The 19361-nt window shown below is 70.6% G+C and carries 16 protein-coding genes; 6 read left to right on the forward strand and 10 right to left on the reverse strand.

Annotation, left to right across the window (positions count from 1 at the left end):
• Nucleotides 1–21 precede the first annotated feature (21 nt).
• The 4 genes from mmsB to A4X16_RS04120 all read right to left on the reverse strand — a co-directional run bounded on the left by mmsB (nucleotide 22) and on the right by A4X16_RS04120 (nucleotide 5230).
• Nucleotides 22–933 carry a 3-hydroxyisobutyrate dehydrogenase gene (mmsB, locus tag A4X16_RS04105; RefSeq protein WP_067116777.1) on the reverse strand — a complete coding sequence of 304 codons (912 nt, stop codon included), beginning with the start codon at nucleotides 931–933 and terminating at the stop codon, nucleotides 22–24.
• Nucleotides 930–2138, reverse strand: a complete 1209-nt coding sequence (locus A4X16_RS04110) for an acyl-CoA dehydrogenase family protein (protein ID WP_067116781.1) — start codon at nucleotides 2136–2138, stop codon at nucleotides 930–932. The genes mmsB and A4X16_RS04110 overlap by 4 nt, the downstream gene beginning before the upstream one ends.
• An 8-nt stretch (nucleotides 2139–2146) precedes the next feature.
• Nucleotides 2147–3649, reverse strand: a complete 1503-nt coding sequence (locus A4X16_RS04115) for a CoA-acylating methylmalonate-semialdehyde dehydrogenase (protein ID WP_067116784.1) — start codon at nucleotides 3647–3649, stop codon at nucleotides 2147–2149.
• 396 nt (nucleotides 3650–4045) lie between these two features.
• On the reverse strand, nucleotides 4046–5230 hold the full coding sequence (locus A4X16_RS04120; RefSeq protein WP_067116913.1) for a thiolase family protein: 1185 nt from the start codon (nucleotides 5228–5230) through the stop codon (nucleotides 4046–4048).
• Between the two features lie 203 nt (nucleotides 5231–5433).
• Between A4X16_RS04120 and A4X16_RS04125 the strand changes: the two genes are divergently transcribed.
• On the forward strand, nucleotides 5434–6021 hold the full coding sequence (locus A4X16_RS04125; protein WP_067116787.1) for an antibiotic biosynthesis monooxygenase: 588 nt from the start codon (nucleotides 5434–5436) through the stop codon (nucleotides 6019–6021).
• Between the two features lie 78 nt (nucleotides 6022–6099).
• Here A4X16_RS04125 and A4X16_RS04130 read toward each other — a convergent pair whose 3' ends face one another.
• The 5 genes from A4X16_RS04130 to A4X16_RS04150 all read right to left on the reverse strand — a co-directional run bounded on the left by A4X16_RS04130 (nucleotide 6100) and on the right by A4X16_RS04150 (nucleotide 12114).
• Complete coding sequence (locus A4X16_RS04130; protein WP_067116790.1) at nucleotides 6100–7011, reverse strand: aldose 1-epimerase family protein; 912 nt, start codon at nucleotides 7009–7011, stop codon at nucleotides 6100–6102.
• Complete coding sequence (araA, locus tag A4X16_RS04135; protein ID WP_067116793.1) at nucleotides 7011–8528, reverse strand: L-arabinose isomerase; 1518 nt, start codon at nucleotides 8526–8528, stop codon at nucleotides 7011–7013. Before araA ends, A4X16_RS04130 begins: the two co-directional genes overlap by 1 nt.
• Before the next feature lie 25 nt (nucleotides 8529–8553).
• Complete coding sequence (locus A4X16_RS04140; protein ID WP_067116796.1) at nucleotides 8554–10146, reverse strand: xylulokinase; 1593 nt, start codon at nucleotides 10144–10146, stop codon at nucleotides 8554–8556.
• Complete coding sequence (locus A4X16_RS04145) at nucleotides 10143–10880, reverse strand: L-ribulose-5-phosphate 4-epimerase (RefSeq protein WP_442922899.1); 738 nt, start codon at nucleotides 10878–10880, stop codon at nucleotides 10143–10145. Before A4X16_RS04145 ends, A4X16_RS04140 begins: the two co-directional genes overlap by 4 nt.
• Before the next feature lie 229 nt (nucleotides 10881–11109).
• The gene (locus A4X16_RS04150) at nucleotides 11110–12114 is read right to left on the reverse strand and encodes a LacI family DNA-binding transcriptional regulator (protein ID WP_067116799.1); all 1005 of its coding nucleotides are present in this window, start codon (nucleotides 12112–12114) and stop codon (nucleotides 11110–11112) included.
• Nucleotides 12115–12180: 66 nt separating this feature from the next.
• Between A4X16_RS04150 and A4X16_RS04155 the strand changes: the two genes are divergently transcribed.
• The gene (locus tag A4X16_RS04155; RefSeq protein WP_067116802.1) at nucleotides 12181–13026 is read left to right on the forward strand and encodes an NAD-dependent epimerase/dehydratase family protein; all 846 of its coding nucleotides are present in this window, start codon (nucleotides 12181–12183) and stop codon (nucleotides 13024–13026) included.
• A 33-nt stretch (nucleotides 13027–13059) separates the two neighbouring features.
• On the opposite strand, the gene A4X16_RS04160 is transcribed toward A4X16_RS04155, so the two are convergent.
• Nucleotides 13060–14082: a LacI family DNA-binding transcriptional regulator gene (locus A4X16_RS04160; protein WP_067116805.1), complete on the reverse strand. Its 1023-nt coding sequence runs from the start codon at nucleotides 14080–14082 to the stop codon at nucleotides 13060–13062.
• Nucleotides 14083–14262: 180 nt separating this feature from the next.
• Here A4X16_RS04160 and A4X16_RS04165 point away from each other — a divergent pair, with 180 nt between their 5' ends.
• The 4 genes from A4X16_RS04165 to A4X16_RS04180 all read left to right on the forward strand — a co-directional run bounded on the left by A4X16_RS04165 (nucleotide 14263) and on the right by A4X16_RS04180 (nucleotide 19310).
• Complete coding sequence (locus tag A4X16_RS04165) at nucleotides 14263–15558, forward strand: ABC transporter substrate-binding protein (RefSeq protein ID WP_067116808.1); 1296 nt, start codon at nucleotides 14263–14265, stop codon at nucleotides 15556–15558.
• Nucleotides 15559–15643: 85 nt separating this feature from the next.
• Entirely contained in the window at nucleotides 15644–16549 is a 906-nt protein-coding gene (locus tag A4X16_RS04170; protein ID WP_067116811.1) for a carbohydrate ABC transporter permease, read from the forward strand.
• Nucleotides 16550–16554: 5 nt separating this feature from the next.
• On the forward strand, nucleotides 16555–17445 hold the full coding sequence (locus A4X16_RS04175) for a carbohydrate ABC transporter permease (RefSeq protein WP_082914260.1): 891 nt from the start codon (nucleotides 16555–16557) through the stop codon (nucleotides 17443–17445).
• A complete protein-coding gene (locus A4X16_RS04180) occupies nucleotides 17442–19310 on the forward strand; it encodes a beta-L-arabinofuranosidase domain-containing protein (protein WP_157559942.1) in 1869 nt (622 codons plus the stop codon). The genes A4X16_RS04175 and A4X16_RS04180 overlap by 4 nt, the downstream gene beginning before the upstream one ends.
• Nucleotides 19311–19361 lie beyond the last annotated feature (51 nt).

The following is a 19361-nucleotide window of genomic DNA, read 5'->3' on the forward strand; positions in this document are numbered from 1 at the left end:
AGACTGCAGGAGGACGACCACTCACCGGCCGATCGATCCGTCTCGGATGTCGGTGATGATCCCCGAGAAGTCCCGGGCAGCGCCCTCGCCCGCGGCGAACGCGGCGTACAGCTCCTGCGCGAGACGCCCCATCCGGGCATCCGTCGACGTCTGCTCGATCGCCTGCAGCGCGAGCCCGAGGTCCTTCGCCATGAGCGCCCCCGCGAAGCCCGGCTGGTAGTCGCGGTTCGCCGGACTCGTCGGGACCGGCCCCGGCACCGGGCAGTTCGTGCTGATCGACCAGCACTGACCGGAGGCCTGGGAGACGACGTCGAACAGCGCCTGGTGTTCGAGCCCGAGCCGCTCTCCCAGCACGAACGCCTCGGCGACGGCGATCTGCGACACGGCCAGCACCATGTTGTTGCAGACCTTCGCCGCCTGGCCGAGACCCGGGCCGCCGCAGTGCACGATCCTCCGCCCCATCACCTCGAGCAGCGGCAGCGCGGCCGCGAAGTCCTCGTCGGAGCCGCCGACCATGAATGCCAGGGTCCCGTTCTCGGCGCCGACGACCCCGCCGGACACCGGGGCGTCGATGTTGCGGTGCCCCGCGGCGAGCGCGAGCGCATGGGCGGCGCGGGCCTCGTCGACGGCGATGGTCGACGATTCGATGAACAGGGTGTCCGCACGGGCCGCGGCGAGCAGCTCGGTGCGGTACGCGTCGAGCACATGGCGTCCGGCGGGGAACATCGTGATGACGACGTCGGCCGTGGCGACGGCATCCGCCCCGCTCTCCGCGACGGGGATGCCGGCGGCCTCCGCCGCCTCGACGGCCGACGGGACGAGGTCGAAGCCGTGCACCTCGTATCCGGCGGCGACGAGGTTCCTCGCCATCGGCAGCCCCATGTGCCCGAGACCGAGGAACGCGACCCGCACCCCGACGGATGCCGTGCTCATGACGCGCTCCTCATCGGGCTTCCGCCGCTTCGCTGGAGCGACTGCGACCCGGACGGGCGCAGCATCTCGCGTCCGACGATGAGCCGCATGATCTCGTTCGTCCCCTCGAGGATCTGATGCACGCGCAGGTCGCGGACGACGCGCTCGATGCCGTAGTCCTGCAGATACCCGTATCCGCCGTGCAGCTGCAGCGCCCGGTTGGCGACGTCGAAGGCGGCATCCGTCGCGAAGCGCTTGGCCATCGCGCAGCGCATCGTCGCATCCGGCGCCTTCTCGTCGACCGCCCGCGCGCCGTCTCGGATCATGAGCCGCGCGGCCTGCAGGTCGGTGCGCATGTCGGCGATCGCGAAGAGGATCGACTGCTTCTCGGCCAGCGGCTCACCGAAGGCGACGCGCTCGTGCACGTACTGCACGGCCCGGTCGAGCGCCCACTGCGCTCCGCCCAGCGAGCAGGCGGCGATGTTGAGGCGTCCGCCGTTCAGCGCCGACATCGCGATCGCGAAGCCGCGCCCTTCGTCGCCGAGCAGAGCGGATGCCGGCACCCGCGCCCCGTCCATGATGACCTGGCGCGTGGGCTGGGCATGCCAGCCCATCTTCTTCTCGGGTGGGCCGAAGCTCAGGCCCTCGGTGTCCCCCGGCACGAGGAAGGCGCTGATCCCGCGGGCGCCGGGCTCCCCGGTGCGGGCCATCACCACGTAGACGGCGGCTTCTCCGGCACCGGAGATGAACTGCTTCACACCGGTGAGCACGTAGTCGTCGCCGTCGCGCACAGCGCTCGTGGCGATGTTCGCCGCGTCGGATCCCGCGCCGGGTTCGGTGAGGCAGTAGCCGCCGAACTCCCGCATCGAGGTGAGCCGGGGCACCCATTCGGAGCGTTGCGCGTCGTCGCCGTAGGTGTCGATCATCCACACCACCATGTTGTGGATCGAGATGTACGCGGCGACGGCGGGATCGCCCTGGGCGAGCTCCTCGAATATCGCGACGGAGTCGAGGCGGCTCAGCGCCGTGCCGCCGAAGTCCTCCCGCACGTAGATCCCGCCGAGGCCCAGCTCGCCGCCCTTGCCGAGGGACTCGCGGGGGAAGAGGTGCTTCTCGTCGCGCTCCGCGGCGAACGGGGCGAGCTCGATCTCGGCGAAATCGCGCACGGCGTCGAGGATCGCCTCGCGCTCCTCGGCGGTGGTGGTGACGGTGATCGTGTCGGACATCGGGACTCCTAGTGCATGGTGGGGATGACGAAGCTGGCGCCGTCGCGGATGCCGGCCGAGGGCCATCGGCTCGTCACGGTCTTCGTCTTCGTGTAGAAGCGGAAGGCGTCGGCGCCGTGCTGGTTCAGGTCGCCGAAGCCCGACCGCTTCCATCCGCCGAACGTGTAATACGCGATCGGCACGGGGATCGGGACGTTGACGCCGACCATGCCGACCTCGACGCGCGCGGCGAAGTCGCGGGCGGCGTCGCCGTCGCGCGTGAAGATCGCGACGCCGTTGCCGTACTCGTGCTCGGAGGCCATCCGCAGCGCCTCCTCGTAGTCGGCCGCACGCGCGATCACCAGGACCGGGCCGAAGATCTCCTCTCGGTAGATCGCCATGTCCGTCGTGACGTGATCGAACAGCGTCGGACCGAGGTAGAAGCCGCTCTCGTGTCCGTCGACCGTGAAGCCGCGACCGTCGGCGAGCAGCGTGGCTCCTTCGTCGACGCCCTGCTGGATGTACCCCTCGACACGCTCGACGGCCGCCCGGGTGACGAGCGGACCGTAGTCGACGTCCTTCGCGAGCGACGGGCCTACCCGCAGCTGGGCCACGCGCTCGGTGAGCTTCGCGGCCAGAGCATCCGCCGTCTGCTGCCCGACCGGCACGGCGACCGAGATGGCCATGCAGCGCTCCCCCGCCGATCCGTACCCGGAGCCGATCAGCGCGTCGACCGCCTGGTCGAGATCGGCATCGGGCATCACGATCATGTGGTTCTTCGCGCCGCCGAAGCACTGCGCCCGCTTGCCGTGCGCGGCCGCGGTCGAGTAGATGTACTCGGCGATCGGCGTCGATCCCACGAAGCCGACCGCGCGGATGCGGTCGTCCGTCAGCAGCGCGTCGACGGCCTCCTTGTCGCCGTGCACGACGTTGAGGACTCCGGCGGGAAGCCCCGCCTCGAGGAACAGCTCGGCCAGCTGCACCGGCACCGACGGGTCGCGCTCGCTGGGCTTGAGGACCACGGCGTTGCCGGCCGCGAGTGCGGGGCCGGCCTTCCACAGCGGGATCATGGCCGGGAAGTTGAACGGGGTGATCGCCGCGACCACGCCGAGCGGCTGCCGCATCGAGTACACGTCGATGCCCGCCCCCGCGCCCGTCGAGTACTCGCCCTTGAGCAGGTGCGGCGCGCCCGCCGAGAACTCGATGACCTCGAGCCCGCGCTGGATGTCGCCCTTGGCGTCGTCGACCGTCTTGCCGTGCTCGCTGGCGAGCAGCTCGGCGAGCGACGTCATCTCCCGCTGCGCGAGGTCGAGGAACCGCAGGAGCACGCGGGCACGCTTCTGCGGATTCGTCGCCGCCCACTCGGCCTGCGCGTCGTGAGCGTTCGCGATCACTCGCGAGACCTCCTCGGCGGACGCGAGCGGCACGCGCGCCTGCACGGATCCGGTGCTCGGATCGAACACGTCTGCGAAGCGTCCGCTGTCGGGGGTGAGCAGCGATCCGCCTACGACATGGGGGATGGTACGAGTCATTGTGCGATGTCCCTTCGCGCCGTCTTTGGCACTATGACGATGATACTTCGGCATCCCGCCATTTACTAGGGCATCCATACATCTGCTCATGGCGGGACGGCTGCGAAGGCAGCGGTCCCGGGGAGGCGATTCGGTTCGGGCCGATCGCCATCGCTCGTGTTCCCGCCTCGTTCACCGGCCGGACACCTTCACCGGGTACAACTGCAGGAGCGCGGACACAGAGACTCAGACCGGATCGGGTAGTCGCGTCTTCCGTGCGACACGGTGAGCGTCTGCTCCCGTAGCGGTGACACACCGCGAAGACCCCCGCCGAATCGGGTCGGCGGGGGTCTTCTCTGTCGCCCGCCGGTGGAATCGCTCGCTCTGCACGTGCGCGATTCGAACGCCGGCAGCGTCCTAGAGCCGCTCGAGGATCGTGGCGTTGGCCATGCCGCCGCCCTCGCACATCGTCTGCAGTCCGTACCGGCCGCCGACGGCATCGAGCTGATCGACCAGGGTGCCGAGCAGCCGCGTGCCGGACGAGCCCAGCGCGTGTCCGAGGGCGATCGCGCCGCCGCGGGGATTGAGCCGCTCGGCATCCGCCCCGACCTCGGCCGCCCATGCCAGCGGCACCGACGCGAAGGCCTCGTTGACCTCGTACGCGTCGAGGTCGTCGATCGAGAGTCCGGTGCGATCGAGGATCCGACGCGTCGCCGGGATCGGTCCCGTGAGCATCATCAGCGGATCGTCGCCGATGACCGTAAACGCGTGGAACCGCGCGCGCGGCGTCAGCCCGAGCGCCTCCGCCCGGTCCGCGCTCATCAGCAGTGCGGCGGATGCCCCGTCGGTGAGCGGCGAGGAGTTCCCCGGAGTGATCCGCCAGTCGAGCTCGGGAAAGCGGGCGGCGAGCGCATCCGTGCGGAACGCGGGCTGCAGACCCGCGAGACCGGATGCCGTCGTGCCGTCGCGCACGGTCTCGTCGCGCACGGCATCCGGCGCCTCCGCGACTCCGATCGCCGTGCGGTCGAAGAACCCCTCGTCCCAGGCGGCCGCCGCGCGGCGGTGCGACTCCGCGGCGTACGCGTCGAGGGCGTCGCGATCCAGGCCCCACCGGTGCGCGATGAGCTCGGCCGAGACGCCCTGGTTGACCAGGCCGTCGGGGTAGCGCTCGCGCAGGCGCGGTGACATCGGACTGCCGCCGGCGGCCGACGACCCCAGCGGCACTCGGCTCATCGACTCGACCCCGCCGACGATCACCGCGTCGTAGGCGCCGGCGATGATCCCCTGGGCGGCGAAGTGCACGGCCTGCTGGCTCGACCCGCACTGCCGGTCGATCGTCGCGGCCGGCACGCTCTCGTCGAAGCCCGCGGCGAGCACGGCCTGTCGCGCGATGTTCGACGACTGGTCGCCGACCTGGCTCACGCAGCCGAGCAGCACGTCGTCGATCTGCGCGGACTCGAGGCCGCTGCGGTCGAGGATCGCCGCGAGCACGCCCGCCGCGAGGTCGACGGGGTGGACGCCCGACAGGATCCCGCCCGGCTTGCCACGGCCCACGGGCGTGCGGACGACATCGATCAGGACGGCTTCGCTGCGCGTGCTCATGGGTCCATTCTCACTCCGCCACCCGCCCTCGGCCTTCTGCTCTTCCCGCGGACGGATCTCCGGCATCCGACCGAGCGACGTCCATCCGTCCGCGGGATCCTCCGCTGCGGCATCCGAAATACAATGGTCGATGCGCCGCGACCCTGGCGCATCCCCGCCCCACATGCCCGCGATCCGGGCTGCGCTCTCTCCGAGGACCCACCATGTCCAGCGAACCCATCACCGTCTCCATCCGCCGCGAGGTCGATCCCGAGCACGTCGCCCAGGCCACCGCCTGGGTGCAGACCGGGGTGAATCTGGCCAACCGGTATCCGGGCTTCCTCGGCTCCGGCTGGGTGCGCGACGGCGAGGACTCGCACGTGTGGCACATGCTCTACCGGTTCTCCGACGAGAAGTCGCTGATCGCGTGGGAGCAGTCCGACGAGCGCGGGTGGTGGAAGTCGACGGGCGAGCAGTTCGTGCGCAGCGAGCACGTGCATCGCCGAACGGGCATCGAGGGCTGGTTCGACAAGCCGACCACCGACACGATCACGCTCCCGCGCGCCGACGGCACGACGACCACGGTGGCGATGGTGAGCACTCCCCCGCGCTGGAAGCAGGCCGTCTCGATCTGGCTCGGCTTCTTCCCGGTGAACCTCGCGTTCACATATGCGATGAGCCCGGTTCCGGGCTGGAACGAGCTGCCGATCTGGCTGCGAGTGCTCATCACGACCGCCGTGCTCACGCCGATCATGGCCTACTGGGTGCTGCCGTTCGTCACCCGGTCGCTGCGACGGTGGCTCACGCGCTAGCGCTCGCGCGCATCCTCGCGTCGGTGCGGGGTAAGAACCGCACCCCCGCGCCGCCCCGCCTCAGATCGCGGCGATACGTCAGGATGCCGCGTGCGTCCCGCCCGGCTCGAGCACCACAAGGTCCGTCCCGGTCGAGAACGCATCCGGCGGGCAGGTCATGGGCTCGACGGCGAGTCCGAGACGGTGCGTCTCCGGCACCTCGGGGGTGTCGGCCGTGTGCACCTGCACCCACGGGCAGCGCTCGTCGAAGCGAATCGCGACGCCCGTCCCGGCACCCGACGTCAGCCGCAGCTCGGCGATCCCACCCGCGCGCGCCAGCCTCGTGAAGGCGTGGTCGATGAAGACGTCGCCGATGCGGCGCGCCGCGCGGAAGTCCCACTCCGGATGCTCGTCGATGCCCTCCACGGCGACCGGGCTCAGCCGGTCGGGGGTGACGGTGAGGACCTCGGATGCCGGCAGCGTCAGCGTCCAGTCATCCACCGGCCCCGGCCCGGCCACGAGGTACGGATGCGGTCCAGTGCCCCACGGCGCGGTATCCGCCCCGAGGTTGTGCGCGGTGACCGTCTGCTGCAGCCCGTCGCCGTCGAGGCGGTACTCGACCTCGACCTCGACCCGGAACGGGTAGCCCGTCTGCGGCTCGATCACCGCCGCGAGCACGATCCGGTCGTCGAGCACGAGGCGGTCCTCGAACTCCGCCCAGGCGAGCAGGCCGTGCAGGGCCTGTCCGCGCTCGGGCTCGGTCAGCGCGAGCCGGTGCTCGACGCCGCCGAACGTGTACCGACCGTCGACGATGCGGTTGGGCCACGGGGCGAGAGTCGCGCCGCGGTACGCCGGACGCACCTCGTCGGCGTCGAACGGCACGACCAGGTCGCGTCCCTCGAACGTGAGCGAGCGCAGCGAGGCGCCGACGCTCGCGATCACGGCGTCGTAGCCGCCGGCGGTGATGCGCAGCTGACGACCCGACAGCGGACGAGCCGCGGATGCCGTCATCACAGCCCCTGCGCGAGTCGGTAGTAGGCCTGGTTCCAGCGGACCTGCCTCTGGAACTCGGGCAGCGTGGTGTCCTCGTCGATCACGAGCAGCTCGACCTCGGCCATCTCGGCGAAGTCGCGGAACGCCTCGAGCCCGACCGCGGTCGACATGACCGTGTGGTGCGCGGCACCGGCGGTCAGCCAGGCGGCGGCGCTGGTGGTGAAGTCCGGGGCGGGCTTCCACACGGCGCGGCCGACCGGGAGCTTCGGCAGCGCGGCGCGCGGCTCGACGTTCTCGACCACGTTCGCGGTCAGGCGGAACCGGTCGCGCATGTCGCTCAGCGCCACGACGATCGCGGGACCGGGGTCGGCCGTGAAGACGAGGCGCACAGGGTCGTCCTTGCCGCCGATCCCGAGCGGGTGGATCTCGAGCGTGGGCTTCGCGGTCGTGAGCGACGGCGACACCTCGAGCATGTGCGCCCCGAGGATCAGCTCGTCGCCGGGAGTCATGTCGTAGGTGTAGTCCTCCATGAGGCTGGCGCCGCCGGGGAGGCCCGCGCCCATCACGTTCGCGACGCGCACGAGGATCGCGGTCTTCCAGTCGCCCTCGGCACCGAAGCCGTAGCCCTCGGCCATGAGCCGCTGCACGGCCAGTCCCGGCAGCTGCGTCAGCGCGCCGAGGTCCTCGAACGAGGTCGTGAAGGCTCCGAAGCCGCCCTCTTCGAGGAACGAGCGCAGTCCGATCTCGATCGCCGCGCCGTCGCGCAGCGACGGGTGACGCTCGCCTCCCGCGCGCAGCTCGGGCGCGACGTCGTAGAGCTCCTCGTACTCGGCCACGAGGGCGTCGATCTCCGACGCGGATGCCGCGGCGACGGCATCCGCCAGATCGTTCACGCCCCACGTGTTGACCTGCACGCCGAAGCGCAGCTCGGCCTCGGTCTTGTCGCCCTCGGTGACGGCGACGAAGCGCATGTTGTCGCCGAACCGCGCGAGCTTCAGCGAGCGCGCGGCGGCGAGGCCGGCGGCGGCGCGCTGCCAGGTCGCGATCTGCTGACGGACCCGCGGATCGCTCGCGTGGCCGACCACGGTCTTGCGCGGCACGCCGAGCCGCGTCTGGATGTACCCGAACTCGCGGTCGCCGTGCGCCGCCTGGTTGAGGTTCATGAAGTCGAAGTCGATGTCGGCCCACGGCAGCTCGACGTTGGCCTGCGTGTGCAGGTGCGCGAGCGGCTTCTGCAGCGCGTCGAGACCCGCGATCCACATCTTGGCGGGGCTGAACGTGTGCATCCACGCGATGAGGCCGATGACCCTCTCGTCGGCGTTCGCCTCGAGCGCCGTGCGCTTGATCGCGGCAGAGTCGGTGAGCACCGGCTTCCAGACGATCTTCACGGGGACCTCGCCGGCCTCGTCGAGGATGCGGGCGATCTCCTGCGACTGCTCGGCGACCTGCGCGAGGGTTTCGGGCCCGTACAGGTGCTGGCTGCCGGTGAGGAACCAGACCTCGTAGGCGTCGAGGGAGGTGGAGAGCTTCGGCATGGGAGTCCTTCGGTGCGGGTCGTGCTTACAGTGCGGTGGTCGCAGCGGACTCGATGGCGAGGCCGGCGCGATAGCGGTCGAGGTAGGCGGCGAAGCCGACGACGTCGGCGGGATCGGGATCGACGACGGAGAGGGATGCCGTCGCGAACACCTCACGCTCCAGGTACTCCCCGAGCGACGCCACGTCGGCGTGGGCGAGATACGAGGCGAGCACCGCGATGCCCCACGCTCCCCCCTCCGCGGCGAGCTCGCCGACCGCGACCGGAGCCTCGAGCGCACCCGCGAGGAAGCGCTGCGCGACCCCGGCGGTGCGGAACATGCCGCCGTGCGCGAACATGCGGTCGAGTTCGACGCCCTCTGCGGCGAGCACCTGCATCCCGAGCGCCAGCGTGCCGAAGACCCCGTAGAGCTGCGCGCGCATGAAGTTCGCGAGCGTGAAGGCGCTGTCGGGGGTGCGGACGACGAGCGGTCGCCCCTCCGTGAGCCCGGCGATCGGCTCTCCGGCGAGGTGGTTGTAGGCGAGCAGGCCCCCGGCATCCGCTTCGCCCTCGAGTGCTTCGCGGAACAGCGCGTCGAACACGGCGTCGCCGTCGAGCGGCTGTCCGGCCGCCGCGGAAAAGCGAGTGAAGAGACCGGCCCAGGCGGCGAGCTCGCTCGCTCCGTTGTTGCAGTGCACCATCGCGACCGCGTCGCCTGCAGGGGTCGTGACGAGGTCGAGCTCATGGTGCTGCTCGGCGAGCGGGCGCTCGAGCACGACCATCGCGAAGATGCTCGTGCCCGCGCTCACGTTGCCGGTGCGCGGGGCGACCGAGTTGGTCGCGACCATGCCGGTGCCGGCATCGCCCTCGGGCGGGCACAACGGGATGCCGGAGCGCAGGGCGCCCGTGGGGTCAAGCAGACGAGCGCCCTCATCGCTCAGCGCGCCGGCGGGGGCTCCGGCGGAGAGGACAGTCGGGAGGAGGTCCCTCGCGGGAGCGGGAAGGCGGTCTGCGGCGAGGGCATCGTACGCCTGCAGCATCCGCTCGTCGCAGTCTCCCGTCGTCGAGTCGATCGGGAACATGCCCGAGGCGTCGCCGACGCCCAGCACGCGTTCACCGGTCAGCCTCTCGTGCACGTATCCGGCGAGCGTCGTGACCGAGGCGATGCGAGGCACGTGCTCCTCGCCGTCGATCACCGCCTGATGCAGGTGCGCGATCGACCATCGCAGCGGGATGTTCACGCCGAGCAGCTCGGAGAGCTCTGCGGCCGCGGCGCCCGTGTTCGTGTTGCGCCACGTGCGGAACGGCACGAGCAGCTCGCCCTGTGCATCGAAGGCGAGGTATCCGTGCATCATCGCCGAGATGCCGATCGCGCCGAAGGTCTCGGGGCGGATGCCGTGGCGGCGCTCGGCGTCGGCGACGAGGTCGGCGTAGGCGGCCTGGAGCCCGGCCCACACGTCGTCGATCGGGTAGGTCCAGAGGCCGTCGACGAAGGAGTTCTCCCACGAGAACGATCCGGTCGCGAGCACCTGGGTCGCGTCAGAGCCGATCAGGCAGGCCTTGATGCGGGTCGAGCCGAGCTCGATGCCGAGGCTCGTGCGGCCGTCGGCGATGTCCTGTGTCGGGGTGGTCGCGGTCATCGGCGGGTGTCCGAGTTCTGTCCGTAGACGTTCTGGTAGCGGTCGTAGAGGCTGTCGATCGCGGCCTGCGGGATGGGGACGAGCGGTCCCGCCTCGCGGGCGAGGTGCACCGTGCGCGCGACGTCCTCGACCATGACGGCGGCCTTCACGGCATCCTTGGCGTCCGCCCCGATCGTGAACGGTCCGTGGTTCTGCATGAGGACTGCGCGGCTGCGGTGCCCGGTCAGCGTCTCGACGATGCCGCGGCCGATCGAGTCGTCGCCGATGATCGCGAACGGCCCCACCGGGATCGGGCCGCCGAACTCGTCGGCCATGGCGGTGATGACGCAGGGGATCTCCTCGCCGCGCGCGGCCCAGGCGACCGCGTACGTCGAATGCGTGTGCACGACGCCGCCGACCTCGGGCATGTGGCGGTAGACGTAGGCGTGAGCCGCGGTGTCGCTCGAGGGAGAGCGGTCGCTGCCGGGCGTGCCCGGGATCACGGCGCCGTCGAGGTCGCACAGGATCATGTTCTCGGGAGCGAGATCGTCGTAGCTGACGCCCGAGGGCTTGATCACGAAGAGATCGGCGCCCGGGACGCGACCCGAGACGTTGCCGCCGGTCCAGACGACGAGGCCGTAGCGCACGAGCTCGGCGTGCAGTCGGGCGACGTCCGCGCGGACGGCCCGGATCGCGGCATGGATCTCGGGTGAGAAGACGTTCTCGTCAGAGACGGCGGGGGCTTCGTTGCTCACGGGTACCTCAGGGTGCTCGGGGGTCACTGTGACCGGTCACAGCAGTGTGTCACGGGGTGCGGCGGAGCGTCAAGACGACGGGGACCAGACGGCCGCTGTTCACAACTCAGCACGGCCGTGTCGCCGTGACCCCCGAAACCGCAGAATCACGCGAGCCCGCCTCGCGGCCAGCCCGACTCCTGCTGAATTGTGATCGCGCCGGAGTGGTGAACAGCGCAGCGGCGGAGGGTCAGCGCGGCGGAGCGACGGAGTCACGGCGCACGAGCACCGGTGCGACCGGCGCGAGGTCGGATGCCGGCGCCACCCCGCCCTCCGCCAGAGCCGCCGCGACCGCGCGGCGGGCCAGCTCGTCGAAGTCCTGTCGCACGGTGGTGAGCTGCGGCCAGTAGTACGCCGCGTCCGGGATGTCGTCGAACCCGACCACGCTGATGTCGCCCGGCACCGAGAGCCCCGCTTCGTGCAACCCGCCGAGCAGCCCGAGAGCCATCTGGTCGTTCGCTGCGAAGACCGCGGTGACGCCGGATGCCCGCACCTCGGCCACCGCCGCGTACCCGGAGCCGGCGGTCCAATCCCCCTCGATCACCGGTCCCGGCGTCAGCCCGCGGGCGGCGAGCTCTGCCGCGAATCCGTCCGCGCGGGATTCCGCCTCCAGCCAGTCGGCGGGCCCGGCGAGATGCGCGATGCGCGTGTGCCCCGCATCGGCGAGCGCGGCGACGGCGAGACGGGCGCCGGCGGCCTGATCGACCGAGAGGCCCCGCGCTCCGCGGTCTGCCGAGTGCAGCGTCACGACGGGCACCCCGATGCGCAGCGCGTCCAGGGCCTCGAGCGTGCGAGCGTGCGGGGCGACGACGACGATCCCCTCGACCCCCTGCATCACGAGGTGGTCGACGGCGGCGACGACGGCGTCCGCATCGCCCGCATCCGCGAATGCCGCGCTCACCCAGTAGCCCGACCGCCGGGCCGATGCCTCGAGAGCCGCGATGCTGCGGGACGGCCCGTACTGCAGTGCGTCCGAGGCGAGCACGCCGAGCGTGCGCGACCGACGAGTGCCGAGGGCGCGCGCCGCGTTGTTCATGCGGTAGCCGAGCTCGTCCATCGCGGCGACGACCCGCTCCCGCGTCTCGATCGCGACCTCGGGATGGTCGTTGAGCACTCGTGACACCGTCTGCCGAGAGACCCCGGCGAGCGCCGCCACATCGCGGACTCCGACGGTCCGTCGCGGCTGGCTGCTCATGTCACTCACGCCGACGAGTGTATGCGGAGCGGCCCGCCTCCCCCTTCGGCGTGCCACTCTGGTGACATGCGCATCGCACTCACCGGATCATCGGGCAAGCTCGGCAGCGTCGTCGCGCGGGAGCTCCGCGCCCAGGGCTACGAGGTCATCGGCATGGACGTCTCGGGCGTCCGCGGCCCCGACTTCGTGCAGGTCGACCTCACGGATTACGGCCAGGTCATCGACGCGTTCACGGCTGTCGGCGACCGGCATGACGGCATCGACGCCGTCGTGCACCTGGGGGCGATCCCGGCACCCGGCATCCGCAGCGACGTGGCGACTTTCCACAACAACATGCCCGCCACGTTCAACGTCTTCTGGGCGGCCGTGCGCCTCGGCATCCGCCGCATCGTCTACGCGTCGAGCGAGACCGTGCTCGGCCTGCCCTTCGACGTGCCGCCGCCCTACGTGCCCGTCGACGAGGACTATCCGGCACGCCCGGAGTCGGTCTACTCGCTGGTCAAGACGCTCGAGGAGCAGCTGGCGAGGGAGCTCGTGCGCTGGCATCCCGACCTCTCGATCACGGCGCTGCGCTTCTCGAACGTCATGAACCCGGAGGACTATGCCGAGTTCCCCGACTTCGACGCCGACGCCCGGCGCCGCAAGTGGAACCTCTGGGGCTACATCGACGCCCGCGACGGCGCCCAGGCCGTGCAGCGCGCCCTCGAGAGCGCCGCTCCCGGGTTCGACAACTTCATCATCGCGGCCGCCGACACGGTCATGTCGCGGCCGAACGCCGAGCTGCTCGCCGAGGTCTTCCCCGACGTGCCGGTCGCGCGGGAGTTCACCCCGAACGAGACGCTGCTGTCGATCGACAAGGCCCGCCGCGTCCTGGGGTTCGACCCGCAGCACTCCTGGCGCGACCACGTCTGATCGCTGCCCGGTCCCGCACCGGCCGGGTACGCGTCACCGCCGCGGGATCGTCGACCCCCGGATCACGAGCCGCACCGGCAGGTGGTGCGCGCCCTCGCCGACGTCGATCCCGTCGATCGCGTCGAACACCCGCAGCGCCGCCTGACGCCCGAGCTGCTGCAGGTTCGCGTCGATGCTGGTGAGCTCGGGACGCGCGTTCGTCGCGAGGACCTCCCAGTTGTCGTAGCCGATCACCGCGAGGTCGTCGGGGACGCCGCGACCGAGATCCCGTGCCGAGTCGAGCACGCCACGGGCGATCTGGTCCGATCCGCAGAAGATCGCATCGATGTCGGGATGCTGCTGCAGCAGCATCGCCGCGGCATCCCGCCCCCAGTGCTCGGTCCACTCCGAGAACATCGGCTCGCCGACGAGCTCGAGCCCCGCCTCGCCGAGCGCCGCGCGGGCGCCCGCGAGGCGGTCCTGAGCCGCGGCGTACGCGGGGTCGCCCGAGATGTGCGCGATGCGGCGTCGGCCGCACGAGAGCAGGTGCTCGATCGCGAGACGCCCGCCCGCGTAGTTGTCGGGCGTCAGCGAGAGATCGCTCGGATCGTCCGACGGGGCGTACGCGTAGACGACCGGCACGGGGATGTCCTGACCGAGCGACGGCCGCGGATCGGTCTGCCGCCCCACCACGATGATCCCGTCGACCCGGCGGCTGAGCAGCTCGCGGAGGTGGTGCTGCTCGCGGATCGCGTCGCCGCGCGCATCGCAGAGGAACACGTTGATGCGCCCGGCTCCGAAGGCGTCCTCCGCGCCCATCAGGATCGGGATCATGAAGCGGCCCTCGAGGTCGCTCGTGAGCAGGCCGACGGTGCCGGTGCGCCCGGCCAGCAGACCTCGCGCCATCGCGTTCGGCGTGAACGACAGCTCCTCGGCGATCGCCTGCACCTTCGCGCGAGTCTTGGCCGACACATCGCCGCGGTCATTGAGCGCCTTGGATGCCGTCGAGATCGACACCCCGGCGCGTGCGGCGACGTCTCCGAGGGTCACCGCCCGGGATCCGTTCGTGTCGCTCATCGCTCTCCCCTGTTGCTGAAAGGTTATCGGAACAAGGGTTGACGCCCTCGTCGAAATCACGCTATACCTTCTCGAAAGGCTTTTCGTAGATTTCGGAAAGTCGGTTCTCCCCCTCCCGGCGCTGCAGTGTCGAAGCGCCCCATCGCACCGCTCGAAGACGAGCCAAGAGGAGCTCCTTCCATGAACACCACCCGTTCCCGCGCCGCACGGCGCGCCGCCGCCGCGCTCGTCGCGGCCGGCCTCGTCGCGGGCGGCCTCGCCGCCTGCGCACCCGCCGCATCGGAGGGCTCCGACGAGCCCATCACCGCCGAGGGCACCGACGACGGCACGACGCTCACACTGTGGACCCGCGCCCCCATCGAGCGCCAGGCCAAGCTGCTGGTCGACGCGTACAACGCGAGTCACGAGAACCAGGTCGAGCTCACGGTCGTCCCCAACGACGACTACGTCGCCAAGGTCGGAGCGGCCGCAGGATCCGGCGGACTTCCCGACCTGTTCGCCGCCGACATCGTCTACGTGCCCAACTGGGCGCAGCAGGGACTGTTCCAGGACATCTCCGAGCAGATCGACGGACTCGACTTCAAGGACGAGATCAACCCCGGACACCTGTCCGCGGGCACGGTCGACGACGCCGAGTACGTGCTGCCGTTCGCGCTCGACCTGTCGATGCTGTTCTGGAACAAGGAGCTCTTCGCCGAGGCCGGTCTCGACCCCGAGAAGGCGCCCGCGACGCTCGAGGAGTTCGCCGATGCCGCCATGGCCGTGCAGGCGCTGAACAAGCCCGACACCTACGGCACCGCGACCGGCCTCAACTGCGGCGGCTGCCTGGTCTTCACCTGGTTCCCCTCGATCTGGGCATCGGGCGACGAGGTCATGAGCGACGACGGCACCGAGTCCCTGCTCGACGGCGACTCGGCCCAGGCCGTGTACGACACGTGGGCAGGACTCGAGGAGGCCGGGGCCGTGCTCCCCAGCTCGACCGACGAGGCGGGCCCGACGTGGACGGCCGCGTTCAGCGAGGGCAAGGTCGGCATCATGCCGTTCCCCGCGACGCTGCTGCCCTCCCTCGAGTTCGACGCCGGGGTCGCCGGCATTCCCGGGGTCGACGGCGGCGCCTCGACCTTCGTCGGCGGCGACGGGATCGGCGTCTCGAAGGACTCGAAGAAGGCCGCGCAGGCCTGGAACTTCCTCAACTGGATGATGTCCGAGGAGGCCCAGGTCGAGGTGCTCGCGAAGGACGGCAACGCCATCTCCCGCGGTGACCTCGCCGACAACGAGTACGCCGCCGCCGACCCGCGTCTGGTCACGATCAACGAGGTCGCCGCCCAGGGCGACACCCCCGTGGCGCTGAACTTCCAGCAGGCGTTCAACGCCCCGGGCAGCCCGTGGCTCACCCTCATCCGCAACGCCGTGCTGAACGGCGAGGACTCCGTGCCGGCCGACAACGAGGAGATCACCGCGATCCTGTCGCAGTGATCCCCTCCACCCCGAGCGATCGCGGGGCGGCGCTCAGCGCCGCCCCGCATCCCGCCCCCGTTCACCCTTCCCGAAAGAGGACGAGATGACCCAGGCCGCACCTCCGCTGCGCCGCCGCAGACCGCGGACAGGATTCGGCGGGCCCGTCCAGGGCTGGCTGTACGCCGCGCCGACGGCGATCTTCGTCGCCCTGCTGTTCGTGGTCCCGCTCGTGCTCGTGCTCCAGATGTCGGCATCCGACTGGCCTCTGCTGAGCGGCAATCGCGGCCTCAACTTCCCCGAGAACTACACGGATGCCGTCACGCACCGCCTCTTCTGGGACAGCATCCGCTTCACCCTGCTGTACACCGTCATCACGACCGTGATCCTCATCGGCCTGGGGCTCGGACTCGCCCTTCTCGTGCAGGAGTCGACGCGGTGGAAGGGGTTCCTCCGCACGGCGTTCCTGATCCCGAGCGCACTGGGCCTCGCCTCCGCCTCGCTGCTGTTCTACGTGCTGTACTCGCCGATCGCCGGCCCCTTCGCCGACCTCATGGCGTCGTGGGGCATCACGTTCCTCGGCACCCCCGAGGGCGCGCTGTGGTCGACGATCTTCCTCATCGTGTGGCGGTACGCGGGGTTCTACATGCTGCTGATGCTCGTCGGTCTGCAGGGCATTCCGGACGACGTGTACGAGGCCGCCCGGATCGACGGCGCGAGCCGGTGGCAGACGTTCCGCGACATCACGGTGCCGCTGCTCAAGCCCACGTTCGCTCTGACCACGGTGATGTGCGTCACGGGATCGCTGCTCGCGTTCGAGCAGTTCTACATCCTCACCAAGGGCGGCCCCGACAACAGCACCATGACGGTCGTGCAGCTGATCTACAACGTCGCCTTCCAGGGGCAGAACAGCCTCGGCATCGCGGGAGCGCTGTCGGTGATCGTGCTGCTCACCCTCATCGTCATCAACGTCTTCCAGCTGCGCGCGTTCCGCCGCACGGATGAAAGCTGACCCTCATGACCGAGACTCTGACCCGCACGATCGTCGCGCCGAACTCGCAGCCCACGATCCCCCGTTACCGGTCGAAGGCCGCGCGCGTCGTCTTCGGCATCCCGTACTGGGTGTTCACGACCGCCCTCGCCGTGATCTTCCTCTACCCGCTCATCTGGACGGGTGTCTCGTCGGTCAGCCCGATGGCCGGCACCAGCCAGACCGATGGATGGGGCTTCGGCAACTACGCCGCCCTCGGCGAGTACCAGGCCGGCATCTGGGTCTATCTCGGCAACTCGCTGTTCGTCTCGGTGCTGACCGTCGCCCTCACGCTGTTCATCTCGCTGCTGGGCGGCTACGCGTTCGCGCGGTTCTCGTTCCCGGGCAAGAACGCCCTGTTCCTGCTGACGCTCGCGATCCTCATGGTCCCCTATGCGACGCTGCTGATCCCGCTGTACGTGATCCTCAACGCCGTCGGCCTGCAGAACTCGCTCGTCGGCGTCGCGCTCGTGATCACCATGTTCCAGCTGCCGTTCTCGATGTTCATGATGCGCATCTCGTTCGAGTCGATCCCGAAGGAGATGGACGAGGCGGCGATGGTCGACGGATGCTCCAGCTGGGGCGCGCTCTGGCGCGTGCTGCTCCCGGCGGTCAAGCCGGGCCTCGTCACCGTCGGACTGTTCGCGTTCCTCACCGCGTGGAACGACTTCATGGCACCGCTCATCCTCATCAACGACACCAACCGCATGACGCTGCCGCTCGCGGTGGCCAGCCTCCGCGGACAGGTGCAGGGCGTCGTCGACTACGGCGCGACCGAGGCCGGGGTGGTCGTCCTGGCGCTCCCCTGCATCCTGCTCTTCCTGATCCTCCAACGACACTACGTGCGCGGCTTCATGTCCGGCGCCTTCAAGGGATGACCATGTACGACACCACTGCACCGGCCGCCCCGGTGGTCCCCACGCGCGGCCGTCTGCGTCCGCTCGGCCTCGGCGAGGTGCGCATCACCGGCGGCTTCTGGGGCGAGCGCCAGGCCGTGAACGGCTCGGCGACGCTCTCTCACATCGAGTCGCGCCTCGAGTCGGAGGGCTGGCTGCCGAACTTCGACCGCGCCGCGGCGGGTACGCTGCCCGCCGGGCGACGTGGGCGCGAGTTCTCGGACTCGGAGGTCTACAAGTACCTCGAGGCCCTCGCGTGGGAGATCGGCCGGACGGATGCCGCGGCCGACGACGACCTCGAGCAGCGGTTCCGTGCGGTCGTCGCGCGGGTCGCGGCGGCCCAGGAGCCCGACGGGTACGTGAACACGATGTTCGGGCGCCCCGGCCAGGGCGAGCGGTGGTCGCAGCTGCAGTGGGGGCACGAGCTCTACTGCCTCGGGCACCTGTTCCAGGCGGCGGTCGCTCGGGTGCGGACGAGGCCGGATGCCGACGACGGGCTGCTCGGCATCGCCCGCCTGGCCGCCGATCTGGTGTGCGCGGAGTTCGGTCCCGACGGGCGGGACGCCGTCTGCGGGCACGCCGAGGTCGAGGCCGGACTCGCGGAGCTCGGACGCGCGCTCGGCGAGCAGCGGTACATCGATCAGGCTGCGCTGTTCGTCGAACGCCACGGCGCCGGCTCGCTCGGGGAGATCGAGTGGGGGCGGGAGTACTTCCAGGACGACGTCGCCGTGCGCGACGCCGAGGCTCTCCGCGGTCACGCCGTGCGTGCGAACTACCTGTCGTCGGCGGCGGTCGACGTCGCGACCGAGCTGTCGGACTCGGCGCTGCTCGACGCGCTGCGGGCGCAGTGGGATCGCACGGTCGAGCGTCGCACCTACGTCACGGGCGGTCAGGGCTCGCACCACCAGGACGAGGCTTTCGGCGACGATTGGGAGCTGCCGCCGGACCGCGCCTATTCCGAGACCTGCGCCGGCATCGGATCGATCATGTTCTCGTGGCGGCTGCTGCTCGCGACCGGTGACGCGCACTACGCCGACCTGATCGAGCGGACGCTGTTCAACGTGGTCGCGACGTCGCCCGGCGCCGACGGTCGCTCGTTCTTCTACGCGAACACGCTGCATCAGCGCACGCCGGGGACGCCGGCGGATCCGGATGCCACGTCGCCGCGCGCCTCGTCGTCGCTGCGGGCGCCGTGGTTCGAGGTGTCGTGCTGCCCGCCGAACGTGGCCCGCACGTTCGCGAGCCTCGCCGCCTATGTCGCGACGGCCGACGACGGCGGTGTGCAGCTGCACCAGTACGCCCCGGCATCCGTGCGGACCGCTCTGCCTGACGGGAGGGTCGTCGCGTTCGAGGTGACGACGGGGTACCCCGTCGATGGCGACGTGCGGATCGAGATCGCCGAGGATGCGGCGTTCACGCTGTCGCTGCGCGTGCCGTCGTGGGCGGAGGGCGCGGTCGTGCGGGTGCGCTCGGGCGACGCGGTCACCGAGGAGCCGACTGCTGCCGGTTCCGTCGCCGTGGCTCGGGCATTCCGCGCCGGCGATGTCGTCGAGTTGAGTCTGCCGATGACCGCGCGGGCCGTCGCACCGCATCCGATGGTGGATGCCGTCCGCGGCAGTGTCGTGATCGAGCGCGGACCGGAGGTGCTGGCACTCGAGTCCGTCGATCTCGGCTCCGATGTGGGCGAGGCCGTCGTCGCCGGCGACCCGGTCGAGCGCGACGGTCAGGTGGTGCTGCCGGTGCGCCGGCGCTCCTCCGGCGATGTGGTGGACACCCCGCTCGTGGCGTATCACGACTGGGCTCGTCGCGGTCCTTCGACGATGAGGGTGTGGATCCCGACCGTGTGAGCTGCGTCAGCGATCAGGGGTTCGCGGTCGAAGACGGAGGACGTGAGATCA

The sequence above is a fragment of the Microbacterium sp. H83 genome, from assembly GCF_001650405.1.
In the GTDB taxonomy this organism is placed as follows: domain Bacteria; phylum Actinomycetota; class Actinomycetes; order Actinomycetales; family Microbacteriaceae; genus Microbacterium.

Excerpts from the sequence above, each read along its gene's own strand:
- mmsB (WP_067116777.1), bottom strand. The coding sequence starts at position 933 with ATGAGCACGGCATCCGTCGGGGTGCGGGTCGCGTTCCTCGGTCTCGGG.
- A4X16_RS04110 (WP_067116781.1), bottom strand. The coding sequence starts at position 2,138 with ATGTCCGACACGATCACCGTCACCACCACCGCCGAGGAGCGCGAGGCG.
- A4X16_RS04115 (WP_067116784.1), bottom strand. The coding sequence starts at position 3,649 with ATGACTCGTACCATCCCCCATGTCGTAGGCGGATCGCTGCTCACCCCC.
- A4X16_RS04120 (WP_067116913.1), bottom strand. The coding sequence starts at position 5,230 with ATGAGCACGCGCAGCGAAGCCGTCCTGATCGATGTCGTCCGCACGCCC.
- A4X16_RS04125 (WP_067116787.1), top strand. The coding sequence starts at position 5,434 with ATGTCCAGCGAACCCATCACCGTCTCCATCCGCCGCGAGGTCGATCCC.
- A4X16_RS04130 (WP_067116790.1), bottom strand. The coding sequence starts at position 7,011 with ATGACGGCATCCGCGGCTCGTCCGCTGTCGGGTCGTCAGCTGCGCATC.
- araA (WP_067116793.1), bottom strand. The coding sequence starts at position 8,528 with ATGCCGAAGCTCTCCACCTCCCTCGACGCCTACGAGGTCTGGTTCCTC.
- A4X16_RS04140 (WP_067116796.1), bottom strand. The coding sequence starts at position 10,146 with ATGACCGCGACCACCCCGACACAGGACATCGCCGACGGCCGCACGAGC.
- A4X16_RS04150 (WP_067116799.1), bottom strand. The coding sequence starts at position 12,114 with ATGAGCAGCCAGCCGCGACGGACCGTCGGAGTCCGCGATGTGGCGGCG.
- A4X16_RS04155 (WP_067116802.1), top strand. The coding sequence starts at position 12,181 with ATGCGCATCGCACTCACCGGATCATCGGGCAAGCTCGGCAGCGTCGTC.
- A4X16_RS04160 (WP_067116805.1), bottom strand. The coding sequence starts at position 14,082 with ATGAGCGACACGAACGGATCCCGGGCGGTGACCCTCGGAGACGTCGCC.
- A4X16_RS04165 (WP_067116808.1), top strand. The coding sequence starts at position 14,263 with ATGAACACCACCCGTTCCCGCGCCGCACGGCGCGCCGCCGCCGCGCTC.
- A4X16_RS04170 (WP_067116811.1), top strand. The coding sequence starts at position 15,644 with ATGACCCAGGCCGCACCTCCGCTGCGCCGCCGCAGACCGCGGACAGGA.
- A4X16_RS04175 (WP_082914260.1), top strand. The coding sequence starts at position 16,555 with ATGACCGAGACTCTGACCCGCACGATCGTCGCGCCGAACTCGCAGCCC.
- A4X16_RS04180 (WP_157559942.1), top strand. The coding sequence starts at position 17,442 with ATGACCATGTACGACACCACTGCACCGGCCGCCCCGGTGGTCCCCACG.